The sequence below is a fragment of the uncultured Roseobacter sp. genome, assembly GCF_947491795.1.
Taxonomy (GTDB): domain Bacteria; phylum Pseudomonadota; class Alphaproteobacteria; order Rhodobacterales; family Rhodobacteraceae; genus Roseobacter.
The window spans coordinates 798,539-821,931 of sequence record NZ_CANLKW010000001.1 but is presented as its reverse complement, the minus strand read 5'-3'; the positions used below and the strand labels follow the sequence as shown (position 1 = coordinate 821,931).

Genomic DNA, 23,393 nt, shown 5'->3' with positions numbered 1-23,393 from the left:
TCATACACGCAGGGCATGATAGGTCCCGCTCAGACCCTCAGATCGCCGTGAAAGGACGCGCACCGTTTTGGCTATTCGCTCAAATACCGCAGCGGAGATCAGTTATTCCTATTCGGCGGAATCCCGTGGCGGCCGTGCGCTGATCCGTCTGATGGAGAATTCCACCGGGCGTCTGCGTCTGATCAGGCGCGCCGAAGGTTACGAGCACGAGGTCGCAGCAGGGCGCGATTTTTTCGATGTGATGGTCGAGCGTTACGGCCTCACCCTGGAGATCGCAGAGGGCGGTCTGGGGGCCATCCCACACGACGGTCCGCTGATCCTGCTGGCAAATCACCCTTACGGTATTCTGGATGGTCTGATGATGGGCCATATCCTTGCCAGAACGCGTGGCGATTTCCGCATTCTGGCGAACACCGTCTTTCGGAAGTCTGCAGACCTGAACCGCGTCGTCCTGCCCATCAGCTTTGACGATACGCGCGCGGCAATGAGCGCCAACATCCGCACCCGGAAAACAGCGCTGGATTACCTGGCGCAGGGGGGCGCCATCGGTATTTTCCCCGGCGGAACGGTCAGCACGGCGGCCCGGCCGTTCTCCACGCCAATGGATCCGGGCTGGCGCAGTTTTACGGCGCGCATGATTGCAAAATCGAATGCGACTGTGGTGCCGATGTATTTTGAGGGACACACCAGCCGTCTGTTCCAGATTGCCAGTCATTTGCACAACACGTTGCGTATGGGTCTGCTGATCAAAGAGTTTGGCAAACGTGTGGATACCCCTGTGCGTGTGGCGATTGGCAGCCCGCTGGATCCGGCCCGGCTTGACTCTTTGTCGCGCGACAGTAAAGCGATGATGGATTTTCTGCGAAAAGCAACGTATGGCCTGTCGTCAGACCCGGCGCAGAATTTCGAGCTGGGATATGAGTTTGAAGCGCGGCACCGGAACTGATCCGGTGTATTGAGAGGCCGGTCACCATGGCGGTAGGGATTTTCGACAGTGGATTGGGGGGGCTGACCGTCTGGGATGCCGTCCATCAGCGTCTGCCCGATCTGCCGGTAGTGTATCTGGCCGACAGTGCACATGCGCCATATGGCGTTCGCACCTCAGATGATATTTATCAGCTGACCTGTAAAGCAGTCGAGCGGCTGTTTGACGCCGGGTGCAACCTTGCTGTTCTGGCCTGCAACACCGCGTCTGCTGCGGCACTCCGGCGGATGCAGGAAAGCTGGGTGCCGCCTGACAAGCGGGTGCTGGGTGTTTTTGTCCCGCTGATCGAGGCGCTGACGGAGCGCCAGTGGGGCGATAACTCGCCACCGCGCGAGGTTGCAGTGCGGCATGTGGCCCTCTTTGCGACCCCTGCGACCGTGGCGAGCCGCGCGTTTCAGCGCGAGCTGGCATTCCGCGCGATCGGTGTAGATGTCGAGGCGCAGTCCTGTGGCGGTGTCGTTGATGCGATCGAAGACGGTGACATGATCCTGGCCGAAGCTCTTGTGCGCAGCCATGTGGACGCATTGCAGCGCAAGATGCCCACACCTGACGCCGCGATCCTGGGCTGTACGCATTACCCGCTGATGCAGGACAGTTTCCAGGCAGCTTTGGGCGATGAGGTAAAAGTGTTCAGTCAGGCATCGCTGGTTGCAGACAGTCTGGCCGACTACCTTGACCGGCATCCGGATATGCTCGGAACCGGGCAGGCCGCGTTTCTGACCACGGGCGACCCGCGCCGCGTCAGTGATCGTGCAACACAGTTCCTCCGACGACAGATCACGTTCCAGGCAGCCTGATCTCTCCTCATTTACGGACAAAACAATGACTTACTCAATCGCTATCCTTGGCGCGTCGGGCTACACCGGCGCTGAACTGATCCGGCTGATCGCCGGGCACTCTTCCATGAAAATCAAAGCGCTGGGGGCAAATTCCAAAGCCGGCCAGTCCATCGCGCAGGTGTTCCCTCATTTGCGTTATCTGGATCTGCCAACACTTTTGCAAATAGATCAGATCGACTTTGCAAACATTGATCTGTGCTTTTGCGCGCTGCCGCACAAGACCAGCCAGGATGTTATTTCCAGGCTGCCCCATGACCTGAAAATCGTGGATCTCAGTGCTGATTTCAGGCTGCGTGACCCGGAGGCCTATGAAAAATGGTATGGCAATCCTCATGCGGCGCCTGAGATCCAGAAGGAAGCCGTTTACGGTCTGACTGAGTTCTACCGGGAGGAGATCCGGAATGCCCGTCTTGTGGCCGGTACAGGATGCAACGCCGCGACCGGGCAGTATATGCTCAGACCGCTGATCGCTGGCGGGCTGATTGATCTGGATGAAATCATTCTGGACCTCAAGTGTGCAGTCTCTGGCGCAGGGCGGAGTCTGAAGGAAAACCTTCTGCACGCCGAGCTTTCCGAAGGGTACAATGCCTATGCCGTCGGGGGCACGCACAGGCATCTTGGGGAGTTCGACCAGGAGTTTTCATCTCTGGCCGGACGTCTGGTCCAGGTGCAGTTTACGCCTCATCTGGTCCCTGCCAATCGCGGCATTCTGGCGACCTCTTACGTTAAAGGTGACGTGGAAGATATTCATAATGCTTTGGAAAAGGCATACAAAGGCGAGCCATTCGTGACCGTTCTTCCCCTTGGTGAAGTTCCAGGGACGCGCCATATCCGTGGTTCCAATTTTTGCCATATCGGTGTTGTGCAGGATCGGCTGCCCGGTCGGGTCATCGTAGTCGGTGTGCTGGATAACCTGACAAAAGGAAGCAGCGGGCAGGCGTTGCAAAACGCCAATCTGATGTTAGGTATTGACGAGACCGAAGGTCTGATGATGGCACCGCTGTTTCCGTGAGGTAAGATGAAAAGCCTGAAAAAACAAAGACGTATTCAGGTAATTTCTGTAGCTGCAGTCGCGCTGGTATTGTCCACCGTGCTGATCGGTTATGCGATGCGGGATGGCATCAACTTTTTCCGGGCGCCCAGTCAGGTACTGGCTGAACCGCCCGGGCCGGAAGAGGTTTTCCGGATCGGGGGCCTTGTGACCGAAGGATCATTGCAGCGCGGACAGGGCAAGACGATCCGCTTCAGTGTGACAGACGGCGGGGCGGTCGTGCCGGTGACTTACACCGGTGTTCTGCCTGATCTCTTTGAGGAGAACCAGGGTATGGTCGGTACCGGAAGGTACATTAACGGCGTCTTTGAAGCATCTGAAATTCTTGCAAAACATGATGAGACTTATATGCCGAAAGAGGTCGTGGATGCTCTGAAGGAACAGGGCGTCTACAAGGGATCGGACAGCTAGCACCGTACGGTGTATTAATCGGAATTCATTGTCGGCACGGCATCTTCCAGCGCAACAGATTTGCGCGAAGGGGACAGCAATGCAGACAGTCAGGCAGATCGCCACGGAAATCGTGGCGCGCGAAGGTGGTTTTGTAAACGACCCGGATGACCCGGGAGGTGCCACCAACCATGGCGTCACCATTCACACAATGCGCCAGCTGGGTCTCGATCTCGATGGCGACGGGGTGGTTTCGGTCGCCGATGTCCGGGCGCTCACCCGCGAACAGGCCATTGAAATTTTTGAGAAACACTATTTTGAAAAGCCGATGATCGCCATGCTGCCACAGGCCCTGCATGCCAGCGTTTTTGATATGTATGTCAACGCGGGCAGCAATGCGGTGCGAATTCTGCAGCGGCTTTTGCGTGACATGGGGCACAAGATTGCAGTCGATGGCGCGCTGGGTCCGAAGACCATCGGCGCGGCACAGGCGGCCTGGATGGAAGCGCCGGAACACCTTGCCGATGCCTACGGCATTGCCCGCCGCAACTACTACTTTCGGATCGCGGATCGCCGGGCGGCGAGCCGGAAATACGCCCGCAGCCGCTCCGGTGGCAAAGGCGGGTGGATCAGGCGCGCAGAGGAATTCATTTCCGCCCGCTACCATCTGACGGACAGGCAGTTTCAGGAAAGGGTCGCATCATGGGGTTGATCACAGGGATACTCAATACGATTTTTGGTGGCGGACGCAATGTGTTGAAAGACACAGTTGAAGTGTTTCGCGAAAATGCTGAAGAGGACGCCGTTCGGGATCAGGAACTGCGCATAGAGTCGCTCAAACAATACGCCCGGGAGTTTGAATCGAAACGCGACGGGCTGTTTGACCGCATCATGGATGGGGTCAACAGGATCCCCCGGCCTGCACTGGCCCTGGGAACCCTTGGGCTTTTCCTGGCGGCAATGGTGGACCCGATATGGTTTGCGGCACGGATGCAGGGCATCGCTTTGGTGCCCGAGCCGCTGTGGTGGTTGCTGGGTGTGATTGTGTCTTTCTACTTCGGGGCGCGTCACCAGGTAAAAAGTCAGCAGTTTCAGCGCTCTATTGCGCAGACGGTTGCTCAGGCACCGAAAGTGATCCGGAATATCTCGGCGCTGAAAGCGCTGCGGGCGGACACACCGGGGGTCGCAGATACCGGGAATGACGCGCGGCTGGGGCTTTTGTCGGTTGAGCCGGAAAACAACGTGGCTCTGGACGAATGGCGCACCACTCTGCCACCCGCGACAAAGTGATCCGTTGATCCGGCGCTTTGTCATTGGACCGGCGCCGGGCGCGGCTTATAGTCCGCAATATGATTACAGAATTCGGACATTTCGCGCTGATCCTCGCGTTTCTCGTCGCCATCGTGCAGACCATTGTGCCGCTCGTCGGCGCGCATAAACGCTGGCCGTCATGGATGGCCGTGGCGGAACCCGCTGCAAACATTCAGTTTTTGCTGACAGCCTTTGCTTTTTCCGCCTTGATGTGGGCCTTTGTCACCTCTGATTTCAGTCTGCGGCTGGTTGTTCTGAACAGCCACTCTGCAAAGCCGATGCTCTACAAGATCAGCGGAACATGGGGCAATCACGAAGGCTCCATGCTGCTCTGGGTGCTGATTGTGACGCTTTTTGGGGCCATGGCGGCGTGGTTTGGCAACAATCTGCCTCCGACACTGCGCGCACGCGTCCTGGCCGTGCAGGCGGCAATTGGGGTCGCGTTCTTTGCCTTCATCATTTTCACATCCAACCCGTTTCTGCGTATGGCGGTCCCACCTTTTGACGGGCAGGACCTGAACCCATTGCTGCAGGATCCCGGGCTCGCCTTTCATCCGCCCTTTCTTTATCTGGGGTATGTCGGGCTGAGCATGGCCTTCAGCTTTGCCGTGGCCGCGCTGATCGAGGGCAGAGTGGATGCGGCGTGGGGGCGCTGGGTACGGCCGTGGACGCTTGCCGCCTGGGTTTTCCTGACCATCGGTATCGCTCTGGGGTCATGGTGGGCGTACTATGAACTGGGCTGGGGCGGCTTCTGGTTCTGGGACCCGGTCGAGAACGCGTCTTTCATGCCCTGGCTGCTGGCTGCGGCACTGCTCCATTCGGCAATCGTCGTTGAAAAGCGCGAAAGCCTGAAAAGCTGGACAATCCTGCTGGCCATCCTGGCTTTTGGGTTTTCGCTCATCGGTACGTTCATTGTCCGCTCGGGTTTGCTGACGTCGGTGCATGCTTTCGCCAATGATCCCGAGCGCGGCGTGTTTATTCTGATGATTATGGGTTTCTTTATGGGCGGCGCGCTCATCCTCTTTGCATTTCGCGCAAGCACAATGGAGGCCAAGGGTATTTTTGGCCTCGTCAGCCGGGAAAGCGCGCTTCTGGCCAATAACCTGCTGCTGGCGGTGTCCTGTTTTGTGGTCTTTGTGGGTACGATGTGGCCACTGGTGGCCGAGATGTTCTTTGACCGCAAACTCAGCGTTGGCCCGCCGTTTTTCAACATGGCTTTCACGCCCTTCATGGTGTTGCTGGGTCTGATCCTTCCGATCGGATCCGCAATGCCCTGGAAACGGGCGCGGATTGCGCGCGCTGTGCGTCCCCTGAGGTATGCCTTTGTGCTTGCCTTGGCGGTTGGCGGGCTTGCATGGGCCATGCAGACAGGCCGCAGTCTTGTGGGGCCGGTGGGTATGTTCCTCGCGGCCTGGGTTGTGATGGGCACGGTGATCGACCTTGTTCAGCGGGCGGGTCGCGGGCCGGGCCGCTGGGCGCGACTGACCCGTCTGCCACGGGCGGACTGGGGTAAAATGGTCGCGCATGCCGGTCTGGGTCTGACCATCATGGGGGTCGCCGGTCTGACAGCATGGCAGATGGAAGACATCCGCGTGGCACAGCTGGGCGAGCCCTTTGACGTCGGCAGCTACACGCTGACCCTGGACGATGTGCAGCAGGTCGAGGGCCCTAATTATATCTCCACCATGGGTTTTGTGATCCTGTCGCAGAACGGTCGGGAGATCGCCAGGCTGACCCCTGAAAAACGGATTTATCCGGTGGCCCAGATGCCAACCACAGAAGCGGCAATCGACTATGATCTGGCGCGAGACGTCTATGTTGTCATCGGTGATGCGCAGGCCCAGGGGGGATGGGCGGTGCGGACGTATATCAAGCCCTTTACCAACTGGATCTGGATTGGCAGCGGGCTCATGGCCCTGGGCGGGCTTCTCAGCCTCAGCGACCGCAGGTTCCGTGTTGCCGCAGGCGCGCGTAAAACGGCAGATCCGGTGCCTGCGGAATGATCCGGGTTCTGGTAATGGTTCTGACGCTTCTGTCCGATGCCGCACTGGCTGTGGAGCCGGATGAAGTGTTGTCTGACCCGCGCCTGGAAGAGCGCGCCCGGGACATTTCCAAAGGGCTGCGATGTCCGGTCTGCCAGAACGAGAGTATCGACGAGAGCAACGCCAACATCGCCAAAGATCTGCGCCTGCTGGTGCGCGACCGGCTGACCCAGGGCGACAGCGACGAAGAGGTCGTCGGGTTTATTGTCGAACGCTATGGCGAATACGTGCTGCTGCAACCTACCGTGACCGGTGCCAACTGGCTGCTCTATGCGGCGGGGCCTCTGATGCTGCTTTTTGCGGCGGGCATGGGGGTGGTCTATCTGCGGGGCCGGTCCACAGCCGCCGCGCCGCAGGATCAGGCTCTGACCGAGGCGGAAACGGCCCGGCTGCAGGAAATCATGCGGGACTGACGCATCGTTTCCCTTTTCTGAACCGTTCAGTTTGGTATGAGTTGTCGCGGGACGGCTGTCACAGGTGGTCCGATCAGGGAAAGGACACCTCATGGACTATCAGACGCTCATCTGCACTCAGGAAGACGGCGTGGCAACCATCACGCTGAACCGGCCCGACCGGATGAATGCGCTGACCACCCAGATGCGGGCGGAAGTGGCCTATGCAGTGACCGAAGCGGGCAAGAGGATGCGTGTGGTTGTGATCACAGGGGCAGGGCGCGCGTTCTGCTCCGGCCAGGATCTGGGCGACCGTGTTGGTGCAGACAGTATCGATCTGGAACGGACCCTGCGCGATGAATACGCGCCGATGCTGCGCGCCATTGCCGATTGCCCTGTGCCTACCATTGCTGCGGTAAACGGTGCCGCCGCAGGGGCAGGGGCAAACCTGGCGCTGGCTGCTGATGTGGTGATTGCGACAGAAAGCGCCTATTTTCTGCAGGCTTTTTCACGCATTGGTCTGATACCGGATGCGGGCGGTACATGGGTGATGCCGCGCACAATGGGGGGCGCAAAAGCCATGGGGGCGGCTCTCTTTGCAGACAAAATCAGCGCACGTCAGGCCGACGACTGGGGCATGATCTGGGAAGCCGTTGCAGACGATGCCTTTGAAGAGACATGGAAAGCCCGCGCGGCCCATCTGGCACAGGGACCGACGGCGGCATACGCCGCGATCAAGAAGGTTATCCGCAGCAGCTGGGACAACTCCTTTGAGGAACAACTGGCACTGGAAGCCCGCCAGCAGGGCAACTGCGGCAAGTCCCGCGACTTCAAAGAAGGAGTGTTGGCATTTACGGAAAAGCGTGCCGCAAAATTCGAAGGCCGCTGAGGCGGCTCAGCGCGATTTGCCGGAAAAGCGCTCAACCAGCAGAACATCATCGGCTGTCAGCCGGGGGCCTTCGGCGCGTGCTACGACCGCAACCGCGACACCGTTTGCGTGCACTGTCTGAATGCAGTTTCCGGCGTTGGTGACTGTGATTTCGGGCGGCGTTTCGCCCTGATCATACACCACGGCCACACGGTCAGATGATGCGTCGTCGTCATGGATCAGCGCACCTTCCGGGCCCGGCACATAATCTGTGGCGATGGGCATAGTGCGGGCAAGGCCGCCCTGGGAAGGCGTGGCGTGTGAAAATGGCATCGTACAACTCTTTTCATACCTGCAGGCCGCCGCCGGTGCAGGGCCCTGGTTACTGACAAAAAGGCTGCCCCCTCAGCGGCGCGTGCAGGGCACGTCCGGCAGCCAGTGCTGCACAACCAGCCCGTCGGAATATCGCGGGCTGTCATCATCTATTCATCGCTGAACGCGGGCGTCAAGAAATCGGCGTCATTGGCGCTGGCGCAGAAACAATGACACATTTTTGTCTTTTTTCAGGTGGCGCCTGGTTTACAGTTAACGCCTGAAACACACCGCTGTAACCATTTGGTGACATTTGCGATTCGGGCGCCGGGACGAAAAACGGGCCGCCCCTAAAGGCAGCCCGTTGCGATGCAATTGGTGTGTGGGGATCAGCGGTTTTCGATGTCGCTGTAGTCGCGGCTGTTCTCGCCCAGATAAAGCTGACGCGGACGCCCGATTTTGAGCTGAGGATCGCTGATCTGTTCTTTCCACTGCGAGATCCAGCCGACGGTCCGCGCAAGTGCAAAGATCGGCGTGAACATCGATGTGGGGAAACCCATCGCTTCCAGAATGATGCCGGAATAGAAATCGACATTCGGAAACAGCTTTTTGTCCGCAAAATACGGATCTGCCAGGGCTGCGGCTTCGAGTTCTTTGGCCACCTGCAGGATCGGATTGTTGTCGACGCCCAACAGTTCCAGCACCTCGTCGGCGCTTTCCTTCATCACTTTGGCGCGGGGGTCAAAGTTCTTGTAGACGCGGTGTCCAAAGCCCATCAGGCGGAACGGGTCGTTCTTGTCCTTGGCGCGGGCAATGAACTCGGGGATGCGGTCCGGTGTCCCGATTTCGTTGAGCATCTCAAGGCAGGCCTGGTTGGCGCCGCCGTGGGCAGGGCCCCAGAGACAGGCAATGCCTGCAGCAATACAGGCAAACGGGTTCGCGCCCGAGGAGGACGCCAGACGCACGGTCGATGTCGAGGCGTTCTGCTCGTGGTCTGCATGCAGTGTAAAGATCCGGTCCATGGCACGGCTGAGGATCGGGTTGACCTCATAGTCTTCGGCCGGGACTGCAAAGCACATCCGCAGGAAGTTCGACGCGTAATCCAGATCGTTGCGCGGATACACAAAGGGCTGACCGATTGTGTATTTGTAGGCCATCGCGGCGATGGTCGGCATTTTCGCGATCAGACGGATCGAGGCCACTTCGCGCTGCCACGGGTCGCTGATGTCGGTGCTGTCGTGATAAAAGGCGGACATTGCGCCGACCACCCCGACCATAACGGCCATCGGGTGCGCGTCGCGGCGGAACCCGCGGAAGAAATTCATCATCTGCTCGTGCAGCATAGTGTGGTTTGTTACACGGCTTTCGAAATCCTCAAGCTGCGCGGGCGAGGGGAGCTCACCGTACAGAAGCAGATAGCACACCTCCAGATAGTGGGACTTGCCTGCAAGCTGATCAATGGGATAGCCCCGGTGCAGCAATTCGCCTGCGCCACCGTCGATAAAGGTGATCGTGCTGTCGCAGCTGGCCGTAGAGGTGAAACCTGGGTCATAGGTGAAAACGCCGGCCTGCGCATAGAGTTTGCGGATATCAAGGACGTCGGGGCCTGCGGTCGGGGAATAGATCGGAAGATCGTACTCCTTTCCATCAATCGTCAGCTTTGCGAATTTCGTGCTTTCGGCCATCTGTCGTCCTTCCGGTCTGTGGGCGGTGGACCCGCCTGTCGGCTCCGGACGCAGCGGTCTTGCGTCCTGCCAGGTTATCTGCGCGCGATCATGCGGGGGGGTCCCCTGCGGCCTGTTCAGCGGCATCCTTCAGCCGGGCGAGGCTCTCTTCTGCCCCGAGCACCAGCATCATATCAAAAACCGAAGGTGTTACAGCACGACCCGCAAGTGCAGCGCGCAAAGGACCGGCAAGCTTGCCGAACTTTGTCTCCCTGGCCTCTGCGAATGCGTTCAGAACCGCTTCGAGATTTTCTCTGCTCCAGGTAGCATTTTGCAGCTGCGGCGTCAATTCGCCCAGTATACCACGGGATACAGAATCTAGGTTTTTTGCGGCTTTTTCGTCAATTGTGATCGGGCGCGAGGTTAACGCAAAGTAAGCTTTGTCAAGGAGTTCAGGGAAAGTCTTGGCCCGTTCCTTAACGCAGTACATCGCTTTTCCCAGCAAAGCGCGTTGTGCAGGGTTCAACTCAGGCTGGTGGGCGGCCCGGAGAAAACCCTCCACCTCTTGCTGCAGTGCCGCATCATCTGCGGCGGCGATGTGCTGACCTGACAGGTTTTCCAGTTTTTTGAAGTCAAACCGGGCCGGGCTTTTGCCGATCCCGTCCAGATCGAACCAGTCGCGGGCCTGGGCGTCCGTGAAAAACTCATCATCCCCGTGGCTCCAGCCCAGTCGCGCCAGATAGTTTCGCATGCCGGCCGTCGGATATCCCATTGCCTGGTATTCCTGAGCGCCGAGCGCGCCGTGCCGTTTGCTGAGCTTCTTACCATCGGGTCCGTGGATCAGCGGAATATGCGCCCAGACGGGTACATCCCATTCCATGGCCTCATAGATCATCATCTGCCGGGCGGCGTTATTCAGGTGATCGTCACCGCGGATCACGTGTGTGACGCCCATATCATGGTCATCGACGACGACGGCCAGCATATAGACAGGCGTGCCATCCGAACGCAGCAGGATCATGTCATCCAGCTGATCGTTGCGGATGGTGACATTGCCCTGAACCTCGTCACGGATGACCGTTTCACCGCTTTGTGGTGCGCGGATGCGGATCACGAAGGGCGCATCAGGATGGTTGGCCGGGTTCGCATCCCGCCAGGGCGAACGAAAGAGCGTGCTTTCGCCTTTTTCGCGCGCGGCTTCGCGAAACGCAGTGATTTCTTCGGGAGTTGCAAAGCACTTATAGGCTTTGCCCGCCGCCAGCAGTTCGTGCGCGACGGCAGCGTGGCGTGGCGCATTGTCGAACTGGCTGACAACCCCGCCGTCATGATCCAGCCCCAGCCAGGCCATGCCTTCCAGGATTGCATCGGTGGCCTCGGGTGTTGAGCGTGCCCGGTCTGTGTCCTCGATGCGCAGCAGGAATTTTCCGCCACGGCCCCGGGCGTAAAGCCAGTTGAAAAGCGCGGTACGGGCGCCGCCGATATGCAGAAAACCGGTCGGAGAGGGGGCGAAACGGGTGACAACCTGAGCGGACATAAGGCGCGTTTACCTTTCAGTAACCATGGGGGGATAATCCTTGCCCCCGTGTCTATCCAGTGCAGTGTCCGGGGGCAAGGAGGTGCTGCGTGCGGACGATCAGAGCCATTCTTCTGCTCCAGCGCGGGCATATGTTCGAATGGGTGCCGGTGTGCCTTGCGGTCGGCATCGGCTGGTATTTTGCCCTGCGCTTTGAGCCATCTCTGAGCTTTCTGGCGGCTGTTGCCATTCTGGGCCTTGCCTTGCTGGGTCTGGCCCGTTTCCTGGGCGAGGCTGCCGGGCCCCTGGCCGTCGCGCTGGCGCTGGTTGCCGGTGGGTTTCTGCTGGCGGCGGAGCGCGCTCATGATGTGGCCGGTCCGGTCCTGGGCTGGCGGTATTACGGCCCGGTTGAGGGGCGTATCGTGAATATTGACCGCAGCGGATCCGACGCGCTGCGCCTGACGCTGGATCAGGTGGTGATGGAGCGGATTTCGCCCGAACGCACACCCACGAAAGTCCGGATATCCCTGCACGGAGACCAGAGCGCCAGCGTCGTACCCGCGCCTGGCCTGCGGGTCATGACAACGGCCCATGTGTCCCCGCCGGGTGGTCCGGTGGAGCCGGGCGGGTTCGATTTTCAGCGCCATGCGTGGTTCGGCCAGCTGGGGGGCGTGGGCTATACCCGTGTGCCTGTGCTGGCCATAGCACCCGCCAGCGAGGGGGCCGCAGGACTGGCCGTTTTCCGCATGCGTATGGCAGCCTCTGCCCGGGTGATGGAGGTGCTGCCGGGCGATGTGGGCGGCGTTGCGGTCGCGGTGACGACAGGTGCGCGGTCGGGCATCAGCCAGCGGGCGCTGGAGGACCTGCGCGCCAGCAACCTGGCGCATCTGCTGGCCATTTCGGGCCTGCACATGGGGCTTCTCAGCGGATTTGTCTTTGCGCTCTTGCGCGTGGTTATTGCGCTGATCCCCCCGCTTGCGCTGCGCATTCCGGCCAAAAAGACCGCCGCGGTGGGGGCGCTTATGGCCGCCACGCTCTATCTGGCCCTGTCAGGTGGCAATGTCGCAACAGAACGCGCCTATATCATGGTCGCCGTCGCCCTGACGGCCATTCTGGTCAACCGGCGGGCCATCAGCCTGCGCGGCGTGGCCATCGCCGCCACAATCGTCCTCTTTCTGCGGCCCGAAGCCCTGCTGGGCCCCGGGTTTCAGATGTCTTTCGCGGCCACGACAGCGCTGGTGGCTGTATTTGGCTATATCCGGGATCACAGGATCTCTACCGGCCCCAAATGGGCGGCACCGGTGGTCGCGGTGCTGATGTCTTCGGGTGTGGCGGGCCTCGCAACGGCCCCCATTGGTGCCGCGCATTTCAACGCGATTTCGCACTACGGTCTGATGGCAAACCTTTTGTCGGTGCCTGTGATGGGGTCTGTCGTCGTGCCCGCAGCTGTTCTGGCCGGTATTCTGGCACCTTTCGGGCTGGACTGGATGGGTCTGTGGGTCATGGGGCTGGGCCTGAAATGGATCCTGGCCGTCGGCACCTTTGTCGCGGGTCTGGAGGGCGCGCGGTCTTTCGTGGCGGGGCCCGGAAATGCAGTGCTGCCGATGATCGCGCTTGGATTTTTGTTTATGATCCTGTGGCAGGGACGTCTGAAAGTGCTGGGGGCTGCACCGGTTGTCATGGCCTTTGTACTCTGGACGCAGGTGGAACGCCCGCTGGGTCTGATCGCGGAAAACGGCTCCCTCGTCGGATTGATGACCCGGGAGGGTCGTGCGCTCAGCAAACCAAAAGGTGCAGGGTTTATCGCCAGCAACTGGCTGGAAAATGACGGAACCCCTGTTCCACAGGAAACCGCCGCCGGGCGCTGGCCCGAGGATGGTGCGGGCAGGCTGCCGGGGGGGATCACCCTTGTGCATCTGTCGGGCAAGAAAGCCACGGAGAGCTTTACCGGATGCGTGCCAGGCCAGATTATTGTCGCAAACAACGATCTGCCTGTACTGCCTGCGGGGTGCGAGGTTTTCGACCCTGAACGCCTGCGCGCAACTGGCGCGGTTGCGCTGATGCCCGAAGGCGATGGTCTGCGAACGGTTACTGTCCGGGATGTCACCGGTCATCGCCTCTGGACGCAGTGGAAAGAGGCAGGGGGCAAAGACGGACGGGGATAACCCCGTCCATGCCTGTGGCAATCAGTAGGTGCGGATCAGACCGACCAGTTTGCCCTGAACCTTGACCTTGTCTTCGGTAAAGACGCGGGTTTCATAGGCCGGGTTGGCGGCTTCCAGTGCCACGCTGCCGCCCTTGCGCATAAAGCGCTTGAGCGTTGCCTCATGGTCCTCGACCAGTGCCACAACGATATCGCCGTTGTCTGCCACCGAGGTTTCGCGGATGACAACGACATCGCCGTCGTTGATGCCCGCCTCGATCATCGAATCACCTTTGACTTCAAGCGCATAGTGATTGCCCTGGCCATTGATCATGCCACCGGGCACGGCCACGCTGGCAGACTGCTGACTGATCGCCTCGATCGGCACGCCCGCTGCAATCCGACCCATAAGTGGCAGTTCTGTCGCATAGGCCCCGCTGACAGACTGGGCACCGCGCGGGGGCGGCGCATCGGGGCGGTCCCCCTCGATCACGCGGGGGGTAAAGCCGGGCTGTGGTGCACCACCCAGCGATTCCGGCAGCTTTACGATCTCGATGGCGCGGGCCCGGTGCGCAAGGCGGCGGATAAATCCGCGCTCTTCCAGCGCTGTGATCAGACGGTGGATGCCTGATTTCGAGCGCAGATCCAGCGCTTCTTTCATTTCGTCAAAACTCGGCGGAACACCGTCCCGCTGCAGTCGCCTGTTGATAAAGTCCAGCAAATCCAGTTGCTTCTTTGTGAGCATGTCCTGTCCCTTCGCCACAAGATGTGGTTTTGTTCTAGTCTTGTTCACGTTTTGTGTCAACAGCCGCTCAGATGGGAATGTATTCCACCGTCTCGCCTGCGGCCCGCGCCGGATCCTTTGGCGGACGAACCATCAGCGCGTCAGCACCGGCCAGAACGGTCAGCAGTGAACTGTCCTGGCGTGTGAACGGATCGAGCCCGTCTGGTCCAAGGCGCGCGCGCATGTAGTGCTCGCGCGGACCGTTGCCGGGCATGTCCCGGGCCAGTGGTGCGGTCTGCCTTGCAGCAGGTTCGGCAGGCAGTCCGAGCATCGCGCGGACCACCGGCGCAACAAAGACAGTGCCACACACAAGGGCAGAGACCGGGTTGCCCGGCAGACCGATCATCGGGACACCGTTCAGGCGGCCTGCCATCAGGGGTTTGCCTGGCCGCATCGCCACTTTGTAAAATGACTGGTCCATGCCCATATCCGCCGCGACGCCTGCCACAAGATCATGATCACCGACAGAAGCGCCGCCGATGGTGATGATCAGATCAGCGCTTTGCGCCAGGTCCAGAACGGTTTTCAGAGAGTTCTCCGTGTCGCGGGCAATCGGCATCAGCCGTGGAACCGCGCCCAGTGCCTCAAGCTGTGCGGCCAGACCGAACGTATTCGATGCGATGATCTGATCGGGCCCGGGTGTTTCGCCGGGCATGACAAGCTCGTCGCCTGTCGCCAGCAGTGCCACCTGCGGCGCACGGAATACCGGCACTTCTGCGATGTTCATCGCGGCCAGAAGGGCAATATCCGCCGGGTTCAGCCAGCGCGGCGCGGACATGATATCGCCTTTGGCAAAATCACCCCCGGCGGGCCGGATGTTGTTTTTGCTGTCCACGTCACGGTTCAGGGTGATCAGACCGCCACGGCGGGTCACGTCCTCCTGAATGACGACAAAATCCGCACCGTCCGGCACGGGGGCGCCCGTGAAAATGCGCGTGCACTGACCGGGGCCAACCGTGCCATCATAGCGGTGACCGGCGGCGGCCTCTCCGATGACGCGGAACATCGCATCGGGTTCAACCTCAGTACGTTTGAGCGCATAGCCATCCATGGATGAGGCGGCAAATGGAGGCTGGGTCCGTGTTGCGCTGACATCCCGGGCCAGCACGCGTCCCGCAGCGGCGCGCAGGGGAACCATTTCCGGGGCAGTGGGGCCGACAAGGTCAAAGAGCGCGCCCAGTGCCTCTGCGACACTGATCATTGCGCCACGTAACGGCCTGATTTGCCGCCGTCTTTCAAGAGAACGCGGGTGCCGCCGATCTCCATGCCCTTGTCCACGGCTTTTGCCATGTCATAGACTGTCAGGGCCGCGACAGAGGCCGCCGTCAGCGCCTCCATCTCCACCCCGGTCTGACCAGTGGTCTTTACGGTCGCTTCAATACGAAAGCCCGGCAGGTCAGGATCCGGTGTCAGCTCGACAGCGACCCTGGTGATGGGGAGCGGGTGGCACAGCGGAATGAGATCGGACGTGCGTTTGGCCGCCATGATGCCAGCCAGCCGTGCTACTCCCAGAACATCCCCTTTTTTCGCGCGGCCTTCTGAAATAATTTCAAATGTTTCCGGCTGCATCTTAATGTAGCTGGCGGCCACGGCAATCCGGTCCGTCACGGCCTTGTCGCCCACATCGACCATATGTGCATCGCCCTTGGTGTCGAAATGCGTGAGCTTGCCTGACATGTCACATCCCCCCGGCCGTGACGGGGTTGGCCAGTAGGGTCCGTGTTGCGGTTTCCACATCGTCCTGACGCATCAGGCTTTCTCCGATAAGGAAAATCCGCGCGCCGTATTTTGCCATATCTGCCAGATCGGCGGGCGTGCTCAGCCCGGATTCCGCGACAATCAGCCGGTCTGCGGGCACATCGCACGACAGGGTGCGCGTGGTGTCCAGAGTTGTTTCAAAAGTCTTCAGGTTACGGTTATTGATGCCCATCAGGCGGCTTTTCAGGCGGCTGGCGCGTTCCAGTTCGGCGGCATCATGAACCTCCAGAAGCGCATCCATGCCCCATTCTGCCGCCGCTTCTTCAAGCTCGGCTGCCTGCTCATCGCTGACCGAGGCCATGATGATCAGAATACAATCGGCCCCCATCGCGCGCGCCTCGGCGACCTGGTAGGTGTCGTACATGAAATCCTTGCGCAGAACCGGCAGATCACAGGCGGCGCGGGCCGCAACCAGAAACTCTTTCGCGCCCTGAAAGCTGGGCGTGTCTGTCAGCACTGACAAACAGGTGGCACCGCCTTCTGCATAGGCCATGGCCAGAGCGGCCGGATCAAAGTCTGCACGGATCAGCCCTTTGGACGGGCTGGCTTTTTTGATCTCTGCGATCAGGCCATAGCCCGAAATTGACCTCTGGTGCAGATTTTCGGCAAAGGGGCGCACAGGGCCTGCCGCGCGGGCCTCGGCCTCGACGTCTGCCAGCGGTTTGACCGCTTTGTCGGCGGCGACCTCTTCGAGTTTGTATGCTTTGATTTTATCAAGGATCGTGTCTGTCATATGGCCTCCGGCGCGCTGGCCCAGTTTATGGCCTGATGGCCACGGGCCTGCAACCATGCATTGCTGCGCGAAAAGGGACGGGAACCGAAAAATCCGCGTCGCGCAGACAGGGGCGAGGGATGCGCCGTCATAATCTTCAGGTGCCGTTCGGGATCAATTCCCGTCGCTGCCTTATGCGCCGCAGCGCCCCAGAGCAGAAAGACGCGCGGTTCTGCCGCCAGCCTGTCCAGCACCTGTGCTGTGAGGTTCTGCCAGCCCAGCTTTGTATGTCCTCCGGCGTTTCCTGCCGGCACCGTCAGGCATGTGTTCAAAAGCAAAACCCCCTGATCTGCCCAGAACCGCAGATCCGCATCTATGGGGCGGGCACCGGTATCGGCCTGCAGTTCCTTAAAGATGTTCCCCAGTGAACGCGGCAGCGGTTTGACGTCTGCCTCTGCCGAAAAGGCGAGACCATGTGCGTGTCCGGGTGTTGGGTAGGGGTCCTGGCCCAGTATCACCACACGCGTGGCATCAGGCTGGGTGCGTTCCAGGGCAGCGAACACCTGCTCTCTGGGCGGCAGTATTTCGCGGGTGTCGGCGGCAAGGCGCTCTGCGATCCCGGGCAGATCCTCATGAAAAAAGGGTAAGGCTGCCCAGTCCCCCAGACGGCTCAGGTCAAACCGGCTCACGCGGACTGAGTGATCCGGGCAACTGCCGCGATCTTGTCGGATGCCGCACCGCTGTCGATGGACTGGCGGGCCTGTTCCACGCCGTCTTTAAGATCAGCAGCTACCCCGGCCACAACCAGCGCTGCTGCTGAGTTCAGCAGAACGGCATCGCGATAGGCAGAGGGTTCACCGGCCAGCAGGGCCCGGAAATCACGCGCGTTTTCCTCAGGTGTCCCGCCGACGATCGCCTCAAAGGGATGCACCGGCAACCCGGCGTCCTCCGGGTGCACTTCTGTATCTGTAACAGTGCCCTCCGCCAGATCACACACCCAGCTGACACCCGTGATCGTCAGCTCGTCCGTGCCGTCCGACCCGTGCACCAGCCAGGCCCGCTCGGAGCCGAGTGCGGCCAGGGTTTCCGCCATGGGGCGGATCAGATCGCGTGAAAACGCGCCCGTCAGCTGCCGTTTGACACCGGCAGGATTGGTGAGCGGCCCCAGAATGTTGAAAATCGTGCGTGTTCCGAGCTCGGCCCGGGTTGGCATCACATGGGCAATCGCGGGATGGTGCATCGGGGCCATCATGAACCCGATCCCCGCCTCGGCCAGGGCTTTCTCCACAACTTTGGGGCCGACCATGACGTTCAGCCCCATCTGGGTCAGCGCATCCGCAGCACCCGATTTTGAGCTCAGATTCCTGTTGCCGTGCTTGGCCACCACGACACCGGCCCCTGCGACGACAAATGCCGTCGCCGTTGAGATATTGAGCGTTCCTTTTCCGTCGCCGCCGGTCCCGACGATGTCCATCGCACCTGCCGGCGCCTGTACCGCATTGCACTTGCCGCGCATTACAGCGGCGGCGGCGGCGTATTCATCCACTGTTTCACCGCGTGTGCGCAACGCCATCAGCAGACCGCCGATCTGGCTGGGTGTGGCTTCACCTTCAAACAATATGGCAAAGGCCTGCTCGGCCTGGGCTTTGGTCAGCGGGCCATCTGCTGCCGCACCGATCAGCGGTTTCAGCGCGTCACTCATGCGGGTACCTTCATCTCATTGAGGAAATTCTGCAAAAGCGCGTGGCCATGCTCGGATCTTATTGATTCCGGATGAAACTGAACGCCGTGAATGGGCAGCTCTTTGTGCTGCAGGCCCATGATCGTGCCGTCCTGCAGCTCAGCCGTGATTTCAAGGGCGTCCGGCAGGCTGGCCCGCTCGACCACCAGGGAGTGATACCGGGTCGCGTCAAAGGGGCTGGGCAGTCCGGCAAAAAGGCCTGTGCCCCGGTGACTGATGTGCCCCATTTTGCCGTGAACGATCTCGTCGGCGCGGACAACGCTGCCACCAAAAGCCTGCCCGATGGTCTGATGGCCCAGACAGACACCCATCAGCGGCGTGCGGGTTTCCGCTGCTGCCTGCGTCAGCGCCAGGCAGATACCTGCCTGATCAGGATCGCAGGGGCCGGGTGACAGCAGAATGCCAGCGGGATTCATCCCCATCGCTTCCTGCACATCCAGGGCGTCATTGCGCCGGACCACAATATCTGCGCCCAGGCTGCCCAGATAATGCACAAGGTTGTAGGTGAAACTGTCGTAGTTGTCGATCAGCAGCAACATGTCCAAAACTTTACTTTCAGGGCTGGAGACAGAGGCCCCAGACGCGGTATACATCGCGCATACATGTTCAGGGTTGGTAGCCTGCGTCAAGAGGTGGCGCCGCCGCGCATGTGAGAGGAAACCCGCAGGACGGTTGAGTGGCCGCGTGCCCGGAGCCGGGGGTGAGAAAACTGAGAGGACGGGCGCAGGGTGGCCAGAAGTTTTATCAGAGGGATGGTGTGGGGCAGCTGCGTCAGTCTGAGCGGCGTTGTCCTGCTGTCTGTTCTTGCCGACGGGCCGGGTGCTGTCGTGGCACCGGAGACGTCCGGGACGACAGAGATTGCGCAACAGCCCACCACGTCAGAGCCGACTGCGCCAGTGCAGCCTGAGCCGGTGGGACAGGCCCCGGTCGCAGCCACCGCGTTTGAAACAGCACCTGAACCCGATACGCTCGCGGGACTTCGCGGCAGTGACACAATGCCAGCTGCCGTACCGCTCGCCGGGAGCGCTTCTTCCCTTGGTACGCCGGATCCTTCTGCCGCGCCCGCGACTGCACTGAACGCACCTGCTGTGGACGCACCGGTGGCTGGTGCCGGGCAGACCACCAGCCTTGCGGCGCCAGCGACAGAGCCGACGGTCAGCGTATCGACGGACAGTGCCGCATTGCCTGTCCCGCAAACGCCCATGCCGACCGCCCCGACAGGGTCCGAAACGGTTGTCTCTGATCCGGTTCAGCCCGGCGCGCCGGTTGTTCAGACCGAGATCGCCGGTTTGTCTGCGCCAGCGGTTCCTGTCGCACCATCCGCCTCCGCTGAAACCTCGATTTCGGTGGATCCTGCACAACCGCCTGTGCCACCGGTACCTGCCGAGCAGTCTGCCTTTGCAGCAATGGGTCCCGAGGTCGGTCTGGAAACACAGCAACCAGAAACGCCCGGGACAGGTGATGCAGGTGTAGAACTGGCCGCGCTCATCAGCCCGTCGGAAGAAACGCCGGGCCGCGCGGACACTTCGACCGTCCCTTTGCAGTCCGGTTCTGAAGCTGTCCCCAATGATGCCGAGGCGTCTTCGGGGACGGATACGGCGACCGCCGATGCCCCCGCCGTTCAGACCACACCAGCTCAGACAGAGGCGCCCGCGCCGGTCGCCCCGACGGGAGAGACCGTTTCCACCAGTCCGGAGCGCGCGCCCGAGATCGAAACCGCCGTTGTGCGGCCTGAAACTGTGCAGCAGCCACGCGATGAGGCGGCCGCCATCGCGGATGTATCCTCCGGCCCGCCCCCTGCGAAACCAGCGACGGAAGCAGCACCTGCCAACGGTGCGCTGCAGGGAACGCTGGGCGATCTGGCTCAGGGGATACGCACCAACCGGCTACCAAATCTTGGAGATACAAACGACACAGACGCGTCAGAAGCACCGGCACCCGAAACAGTCGCGCCGGACACGCCAGATGAAACAGCCACGCAGGACCCTGAGGCGGCACCATCCCGTCCGGTGGAACGTTTCGCTGTGCCCGCCGAAAATCCGGACGACAAACCGGTGATGGCCATCGTTCTGATGGACGGCGGCGCGGATTTGTCTGCGGGAACAATCGGACTACCCGCGTTGCGGAGTTTTCCCTATCCGGTCAGTTTCGCCGTCGATGCCACGCTGCCGGACGCGGCGGAACGGGCTACGGCGTACCGTGCGCAGGGTTTTGAGGTGTTGTCGCTGGTCGATCTGCCCGAGGGTGCAAACGCCAGTGATGCCGCGGTAACGCTGGCCGCAGCGCTCGAGGCCGTGCCGGAAGCGGTTGGCGTGCTTGAAGGCCCCGGCACAGGGGTGCAGACCACCCGGGACGCCAGTGCGCAGATCACAGGAAGCCTCGCGGACAGCGGCCATGGATTTGTGACGCAAAACCGTGGTCTGAATACCGTGCAGAAACTTGCTGCGCGCGCAGGCGTTCCGTCGGCTGTGGTGTTCCGGGACTTTGACGGCGAGGGCCAGTCTCCGGCTGTCATCCGCCGTTTCCTGGATCAGGCCGCTTTTCGTGCCACACAGGAAGGCGGCGTTGTGATGCTCGGCCGGTTGCGCGAAGAGACAGTGACTGCCCTGCTGCTCTGGGCGCTCCAGGACAGAGCCGGACGTGTGGCGATCGTGCCGGTCAGTGCTGCGCTGACGGTTCAGGACGGGATCTGAGAGATCAGATCTCAGGCCCGCAGGCGGTCCATCGGGGCGTCAGCACCGCTCTGATACCAGGTCGTGAACTCTTCCTGCGGCATAGGCTCGGCGATCAGGAAGCCCTGGATGATATTGCATCCCAGCCTGTGGACCGCGTCCAGCTGTTCGTGTGTCTCGACGCCCTCGGTGATAATGGACATATCCAGCCTTTTGGACAGGTCGACCAGTGCGCTGATAATGCTTTCGGCCCGTGCCTCCGGAACAGGTGAGATCAGCGACCGGTCCAGCTTCAGCCCGCTCAGCCTGAGATGTGCCAAAGTTGAAATCGAAGCATAGCCAGTACCAAAATCGTCGAGGAAAACCGAGAAACCTGCCTCGGCAATCCGGTTTACGGTTTCCACGGCCACATCCTCTCCGCTTTCGATGAGTGTCGTCTCCAGCACTTCGAGCGAGAGGTCCGAAGGCTGGAGGTGACGCGCGCGCACTTCCTGCATCATCCGTTCTGGCAGGAAAGGATCGCGCAGGGTTGCCGGAGAGGCGTTAAAGGAGATTTTCGGCAGGTTCACGCCCTGTGCACGCACCGATTCCAGCAGATCCAGTCCTTTTTCCAGCATCAGCATGTCGATCTGGTTCAGCAGCCCGGCTTCGCCTGCCGCGGCCATGAATAGTGCTGGCGGCACGATCCCGCGTTCAGGATGGTTCCAGCGAACAAGGATTTCGCCGCCGGTCAGCTCACCCGTTTGTGTGCAGACCTGTGGCTGGATAAAGGCCTTGAACTGATCCTCGGTAAAGCCGCGGTTGATTTCGTCAAAAAGCACGTGCCGCGTTTCGATGTCCGAACGCATTTCATCTGAATAACGGCAAACCGTGCCCCGGCCTGCGCGTTTCGCCCGGTAAAGCGCCAGATCAGCCTCGATCAGCAGCTGGTCCTGTGTTGCGGTCGAGGAACTGGCAAAGGTGTAGCCGATGCTGGCGCCGATGCGGCAGACCTGCCCCTGGATCGACATCGGGGCGCTGGCCGCGGCGATGATCCTGGCGCCCAGGTCCTCGACATAGTCCGGTGCGAGGCGCGAGGTCAGCACCATAATGAATTCATCGCCGCCGATACGGGCGACAAAGTCTTCTCTGCGGGCATGTTTATTCAGAAGACGGGCAACCCTGACCAGTACCTCATCACCCGCCCCGTGTCCCAGCGTGTCATTGACGGCCTTGAAATGATCCAGATCGATTTTGAGAAGGCAGATACCGACATCGCCGTTCTCCTCTGTCACTTCGAAAGTGTTCATATAGCTTTGTACCGCGCGCCGGTTTGCGAGGCCTGTAAGCGGGTCATGCGTAGCGGCATAGTTCAGCGATCTGTGCACCTGTATAAGTTCGGCGTTCCGGTCCTGCGCTTTGCGGTGAGATGTCAGAAGCTGCGCTTTGCGACGTTCCAGACGTTGAAAGGCCCGGGTCACACTGATCTGTGCTGGCAGAAAAATCAGCAACGCTTCAATGGTCAGAAGCAGAAGCGCACAGAAGAAGGCCGCATGCTGTACCTGTTTCAGCCGTGAAAGTTGTTGGGAGACGCCGGCATCATAAAGAGCAACCATCGCATCCAGGCGGTCCAGCAGTTCCGTCTTGGCCCAGAGGTTCAGCTGCTCGCGGATGTTTTCGCGTTCCTCACCAGTGGAATCTGGAAAATAAATTGCCATTGCGCCAAACCGGGCTGACAGCTGATCCAGCGGTATGTCGCCGGAGCCGGTGTAATAAGAGCGCACCTCTGGTGGCAGGTCCTGGCGTGCGTTCAGCAGCCTGTGGGTTTGCTCAAAAGCTTCGGCTGCAGTGATCAGACCTTCTTTGGTGGACTGGCTGCCGGTCTCAGCAAAGCGGTTCATATAGAACAGGACGCGCTGGCTCAGCATGCGCTGGTCGGCTGCGAGCCCTGCCAGTTCCGCGTGTCTGTCCAGCATTCTGGTGCTGGCCAGGGATACCGCATGAACCGTGCCCAGCATGCCCACCAGAAAGGTTATGGCCAGGACATATCGTTTCCAGAGCTGATCCGGTTTCGAAATGCAGAACTTCTGCATGAAGCGGCGTGTTCCGTGCCTGCGGAACCAAAATCGGCGGCTCATATTCTCGGCTTTCCTCGCGGCCGGCGGTAAAAGACCGGTCTTGTGCGACGATAGTTCTGATGTAAGAACGTTGATAAAGTCCCAAACGGGACCGCTTTG

22 protein-coding genes are annotated in these 23,393 nt (G+C 60.6%); 11 read left to right on the top strand and 11 right to left on the bottom strand.

The window, feature by feature from the left end; translation table 11 throughout:
• Positions 1 to 67 precede the first annotated feature (67 nt).
• From Q1A34_RS04075 to Q1A34_RS04035, 9 genes are all read left to right on the top strand, one after another.
• Positions 68 to 946, top strand: coding sequence for a lysophospholipid acyltransferase family protein (locus Q1A34_RS04075; protein WP_300031091.1), 879 nt, complete (start codon positions 68 to 70; stop codon positions 944 to 946).
• A 26-nt stretch (positions 947 to 972) separates the two neighbouring features.
• A complete protein-coding gene (locus Q1A34_RS04070; protein WP_300031088.1) occupies positions 973 to 1,782 on the top strand; it encodes an aspartate/glutamate racemase family protein in 810 nt (269 codons plus the stop codon).
• A gap of 25 nt (positions 1,783 to 1,807) precedes the next feature.
• Positions 1,808 to 2,836, top strand: coding sequence for an N-acetyl-gamma-glutamyl-phosphate reductase (argC, locus tag Q1A34_RS04065; RefSeq protein ID WP_300031085.1), 1,029 nt, complete (start codon positions 1,808 to 1,810; stop codon positions 2,834 to 2,836).
• Positions 2,837 to 2,842: 6 nt separating this feature from the next.
• Positions 2,843 to 3,286: a cytochrome c maturation protein CcmE gene (ccmE, locus tag Q1A34_RS04060; RefSeq protein WP_300031081.1), complete on the top strand. Its 444-nt coding sequence runs from the start codon at positions 2,843 to 2,845 to the stop codon at positions 3,284 to 3,286.
• Positions 3,287 to 3,365: 79 nt separating this feature from the next.
• A complete protein-coding gene (locus Q1A34_RS04055) occupies positions 3,366 to 3,977 on the top strand; it encodes a holin-associated N-acetylmuramidase (RefSeq protein WP_300031079.1) in 612 nt (203 codons plus the stop codon).
• Positions 3,968 to 4,555: a holin family protein gene (locus tag Q1A34_RS04050; protein WP_300031076.1), complete on the top strand. Its 588-nt coding sequence runs from the start codon at positions 3,968 to 3,970 to the stop codon at positions 4,553 to 4,555. Before Q1A34_RS04055 ends, Q1A34_RS04050 begins: the two co-directional genes overlap by 10 nt.
• Positions 4,556 to 4,614: 59 nt before the next feature.
• Complete coding sequence (locus Q1A34_RS04045; protein WP_300031073.1) at positions 4,615 to 6,579, top strand: heme lyase CcmF/NrfE family subunit; 1,965 nt, start codon at positions 4,615 to 4,617, stop codon at positions 6,577 to 6,579.
• Positions 6,576 to 7,031 (top strand): cytochrome c-type biogenesis protein, encoded by a 456-nt coding sequence (locus Q1A34_RS04040; RefSeq protein ID WP_300031070.1) that lies wholly within the window; start codon positions 6,576 to 6,578, stop codon positions 7,029 to 7,031. The genes Q1A34_RS04045 and Q1A34_RS04040 overlap by 4 nt, the downstream gene beginning before the upstream one ends.
• A 91-nt stretch (positions 7,032 to 7,122) precedes the next feature.
• Complete coding sequence (locus Q1A34_RS04035) at positions 7,123 to 7,899, top strand: enoyl-CoA hydratase-related protein (protein ID WP_300031067.1); 777 nt, start codon at positions 7,123 to 7,125, stop codon at positions 7,897 to 7,899.
• A gap of 6 nt (positions 7,900 to 7,905) precedes the next feature.
• Here Q1A34_RS04035 and Q1A34_RS04030 read toward each other — a convergent pair whose 3' ends face one another.
• The 3 genes from Q1A34_RS04030 to gltX form a co-directional block, all read right to left on the bottom strand.
• Positions 7,906 to 8,211, bottom strand: a complete 306-nt coding sequence (locus tag Q1A34_RS04030; protein WP_300031064.1) for a hypothetical protein — start codon at positions 8,209 to 8,211, stop codon at positions 7,906 to 7,908.
• A gap of 368 nt (positions 8,212 to 8,579) precedes the next feature.
• The gene (gene gltA, locus Q1A34_RS04025; RefSeq protein ID WP_300031061.1) at positions 8,580 to 9,875 is read right to left on the bottom strand and encodes a citrate synthase; all 1,296 of its coding nucleotides are present in this window, start codon (positions 9,873 to 9,875) and stop codon (positions 8,580 to 8,582) included.
• A gap of 88 nt (positions 9,876 to 9,963) precedes the next feature.
• A complete protein-coding gene (gene gltX / locus Q1A34_RS04020) occupies positions 9,964 to 11,388 on the bottom strand; it encodes a glutamate--tRNA ligase (protein WP_300031058.1) in 1,425 nt (474 codons plus the stop codon).
• 89 nt (positions 11,389 to 11,477) lie between these two features.
• On the opposite strand from gltX, the gene Q1A34_RS04015 reads away from it, so the two are divergent.
• Positions 11,478 to 13,532 carry a ComEC/Rec2 family competence protein gene (locus Q1A34_RS04015; RefSeq protein ID WP_366942804.1) on the top strand — a complete coding sequence of 685 codons (2,055 nt, stop codon included), beginning with the start codon at positions 11,478 to 11,480 and terminating at the stop codon, positions 13,530 to 13,532.
• Between the two features lie 21 nt (positions 13,533 to 13,553).
• On the opposite strand, the gene lexA is transcribed toward Q1A34_RS04015, so the two are convergent.
• The 7 genes from lexA to Q1A34_RS03980 form a co-directional block, all read right to left on the bottom strand.
• Entirely contained in the window at positions 13,554 to 14,255 is a 702-nt protein-coding gene (gene lexA / locus Q1A34_RS04010) for a transcriptional repressor LexA (RefSeq protein WP_300031053.1), read from the bottom strand.
• Between the two features lie 67 nt (positions 14,256 to 14,322).
• Positions 14,323 to 15,495, bottom strand: coding sequence for a gephyrin-like molybdotransferase Glp (glp, locus tag Q1A34_RS04005; protein WP_300031050.1), 1,173 nt, complete (start codon positions 15,493 to 15,495; stop codon positions 14,323 to 14,325).
• Complete coding sequence (gene moaC, locus Q1A34_RS04000) at positions 15,492 to 15,971, bottom strand: cyclic pyranopterin monophosphate synthase MoaC (RefSeq protein WP_300031047.1); 480 nt, start codon at positions 15,969 to 15,971, stop codon at positions 15,492 to 15,494. The genes glp and moaC overlap by 4 nt, the downstream gene beginning before the upstream one ends.
• Before the next feature lies 1 nt (position 15,972).
• Positions 15,973 to 16,785: an indole-3-glycerol phosphate synthase TrpC gene (gene trpC, locus Q1A34_RS03995; protein WP_300031044.1), complete on the bottom strand. Its 813-nt coding sequence runs from the start codon at positions 16,783 to 16,785 to the stop codon at positions 15,973 to 15,975.
• Positions 16,782 to 17,453 carry a uracil-DNA glycosylase gene (locus tag Q1A34_RS03990; RefSeq protein ID WP_300031042.1) on the bottom strand — a complete coding sequence of 224 codons (672 nt, stop codon included), beginning with the start codon at positions 17,451 to 17,453 and terminating at the stop codon, positions 16,782 to 16,784. Before Q1A34_RS03990 ends, trpC begins: the two co-directional genes overlap by 4 nt.
• Complete coding sequence (gene trpD / locus Q1A34_RS03985) at positions 17,450 to 18,466, bottom strand: anthranilate phosphoribosyltransferase (protein WP_300031040.1); 1,017 nt, start codon at positions 18,464 to 18,466, stop codon at positions 17,450 to 17,452. The genes Q1A34_RS03990 and trpD overlap by 4 nt, the downstream gene beginning before the upstream one ends.
• Positions 18,463 to 19,044 carry an aminodeoxychorismate/anthranilate synthase component II gene (locus Q1A34_RS03980; protein WP_300031037.1) on the bottom strand — a complete coding sequence of 194 codons (582 nt, stop codon included), beginning with the start codon at positions 19,042 to 19,044 and terminating at the stop codon, positions 18,463 to 18,465. Before Q1A34_RS03980 ends, trpD begins: the two co-directional genes overlap by 4 nt.
• A gap of 189 nt (positions 19,045 to 19,233) precedes the next feature.
• On the opposite strand from Q1A34_RS03980, the gene Q1A34_RS03975 reads away from it, so the two are divergent.
• Positions 19,234 to 21,198, top strand: a complete 1,965-nt coding sequence (locus tag Q1A34_RS03975; RefSeq protein WP_300031034.1) for a divergent polysaccharide deacetylase family protein — start codon at positions 19,234 to 19,236, stop codon at positions 21,196 to 21,198.
• Positions 21,199 to 21,209: 11 nt separating this feature from the next.
• On the opposite strand, the gene Q1A34_RS03970 is transcribed toward Q1A34_RS03975, so the two are convergent.
• Positions 21,210 to 23,249, bottom strand: a complete 2,040-nt coding sequence (locus Q1A34_RS03970) for an EAL domain-containing protein (RefSeq protein ID WP_300031031.1) — start codon at positions 23,247 to 23,249, stop codon at positions 21,210 to 21,212.
• Positions 23,250 to 23,393: the final 144 nt, after the last annotated feature.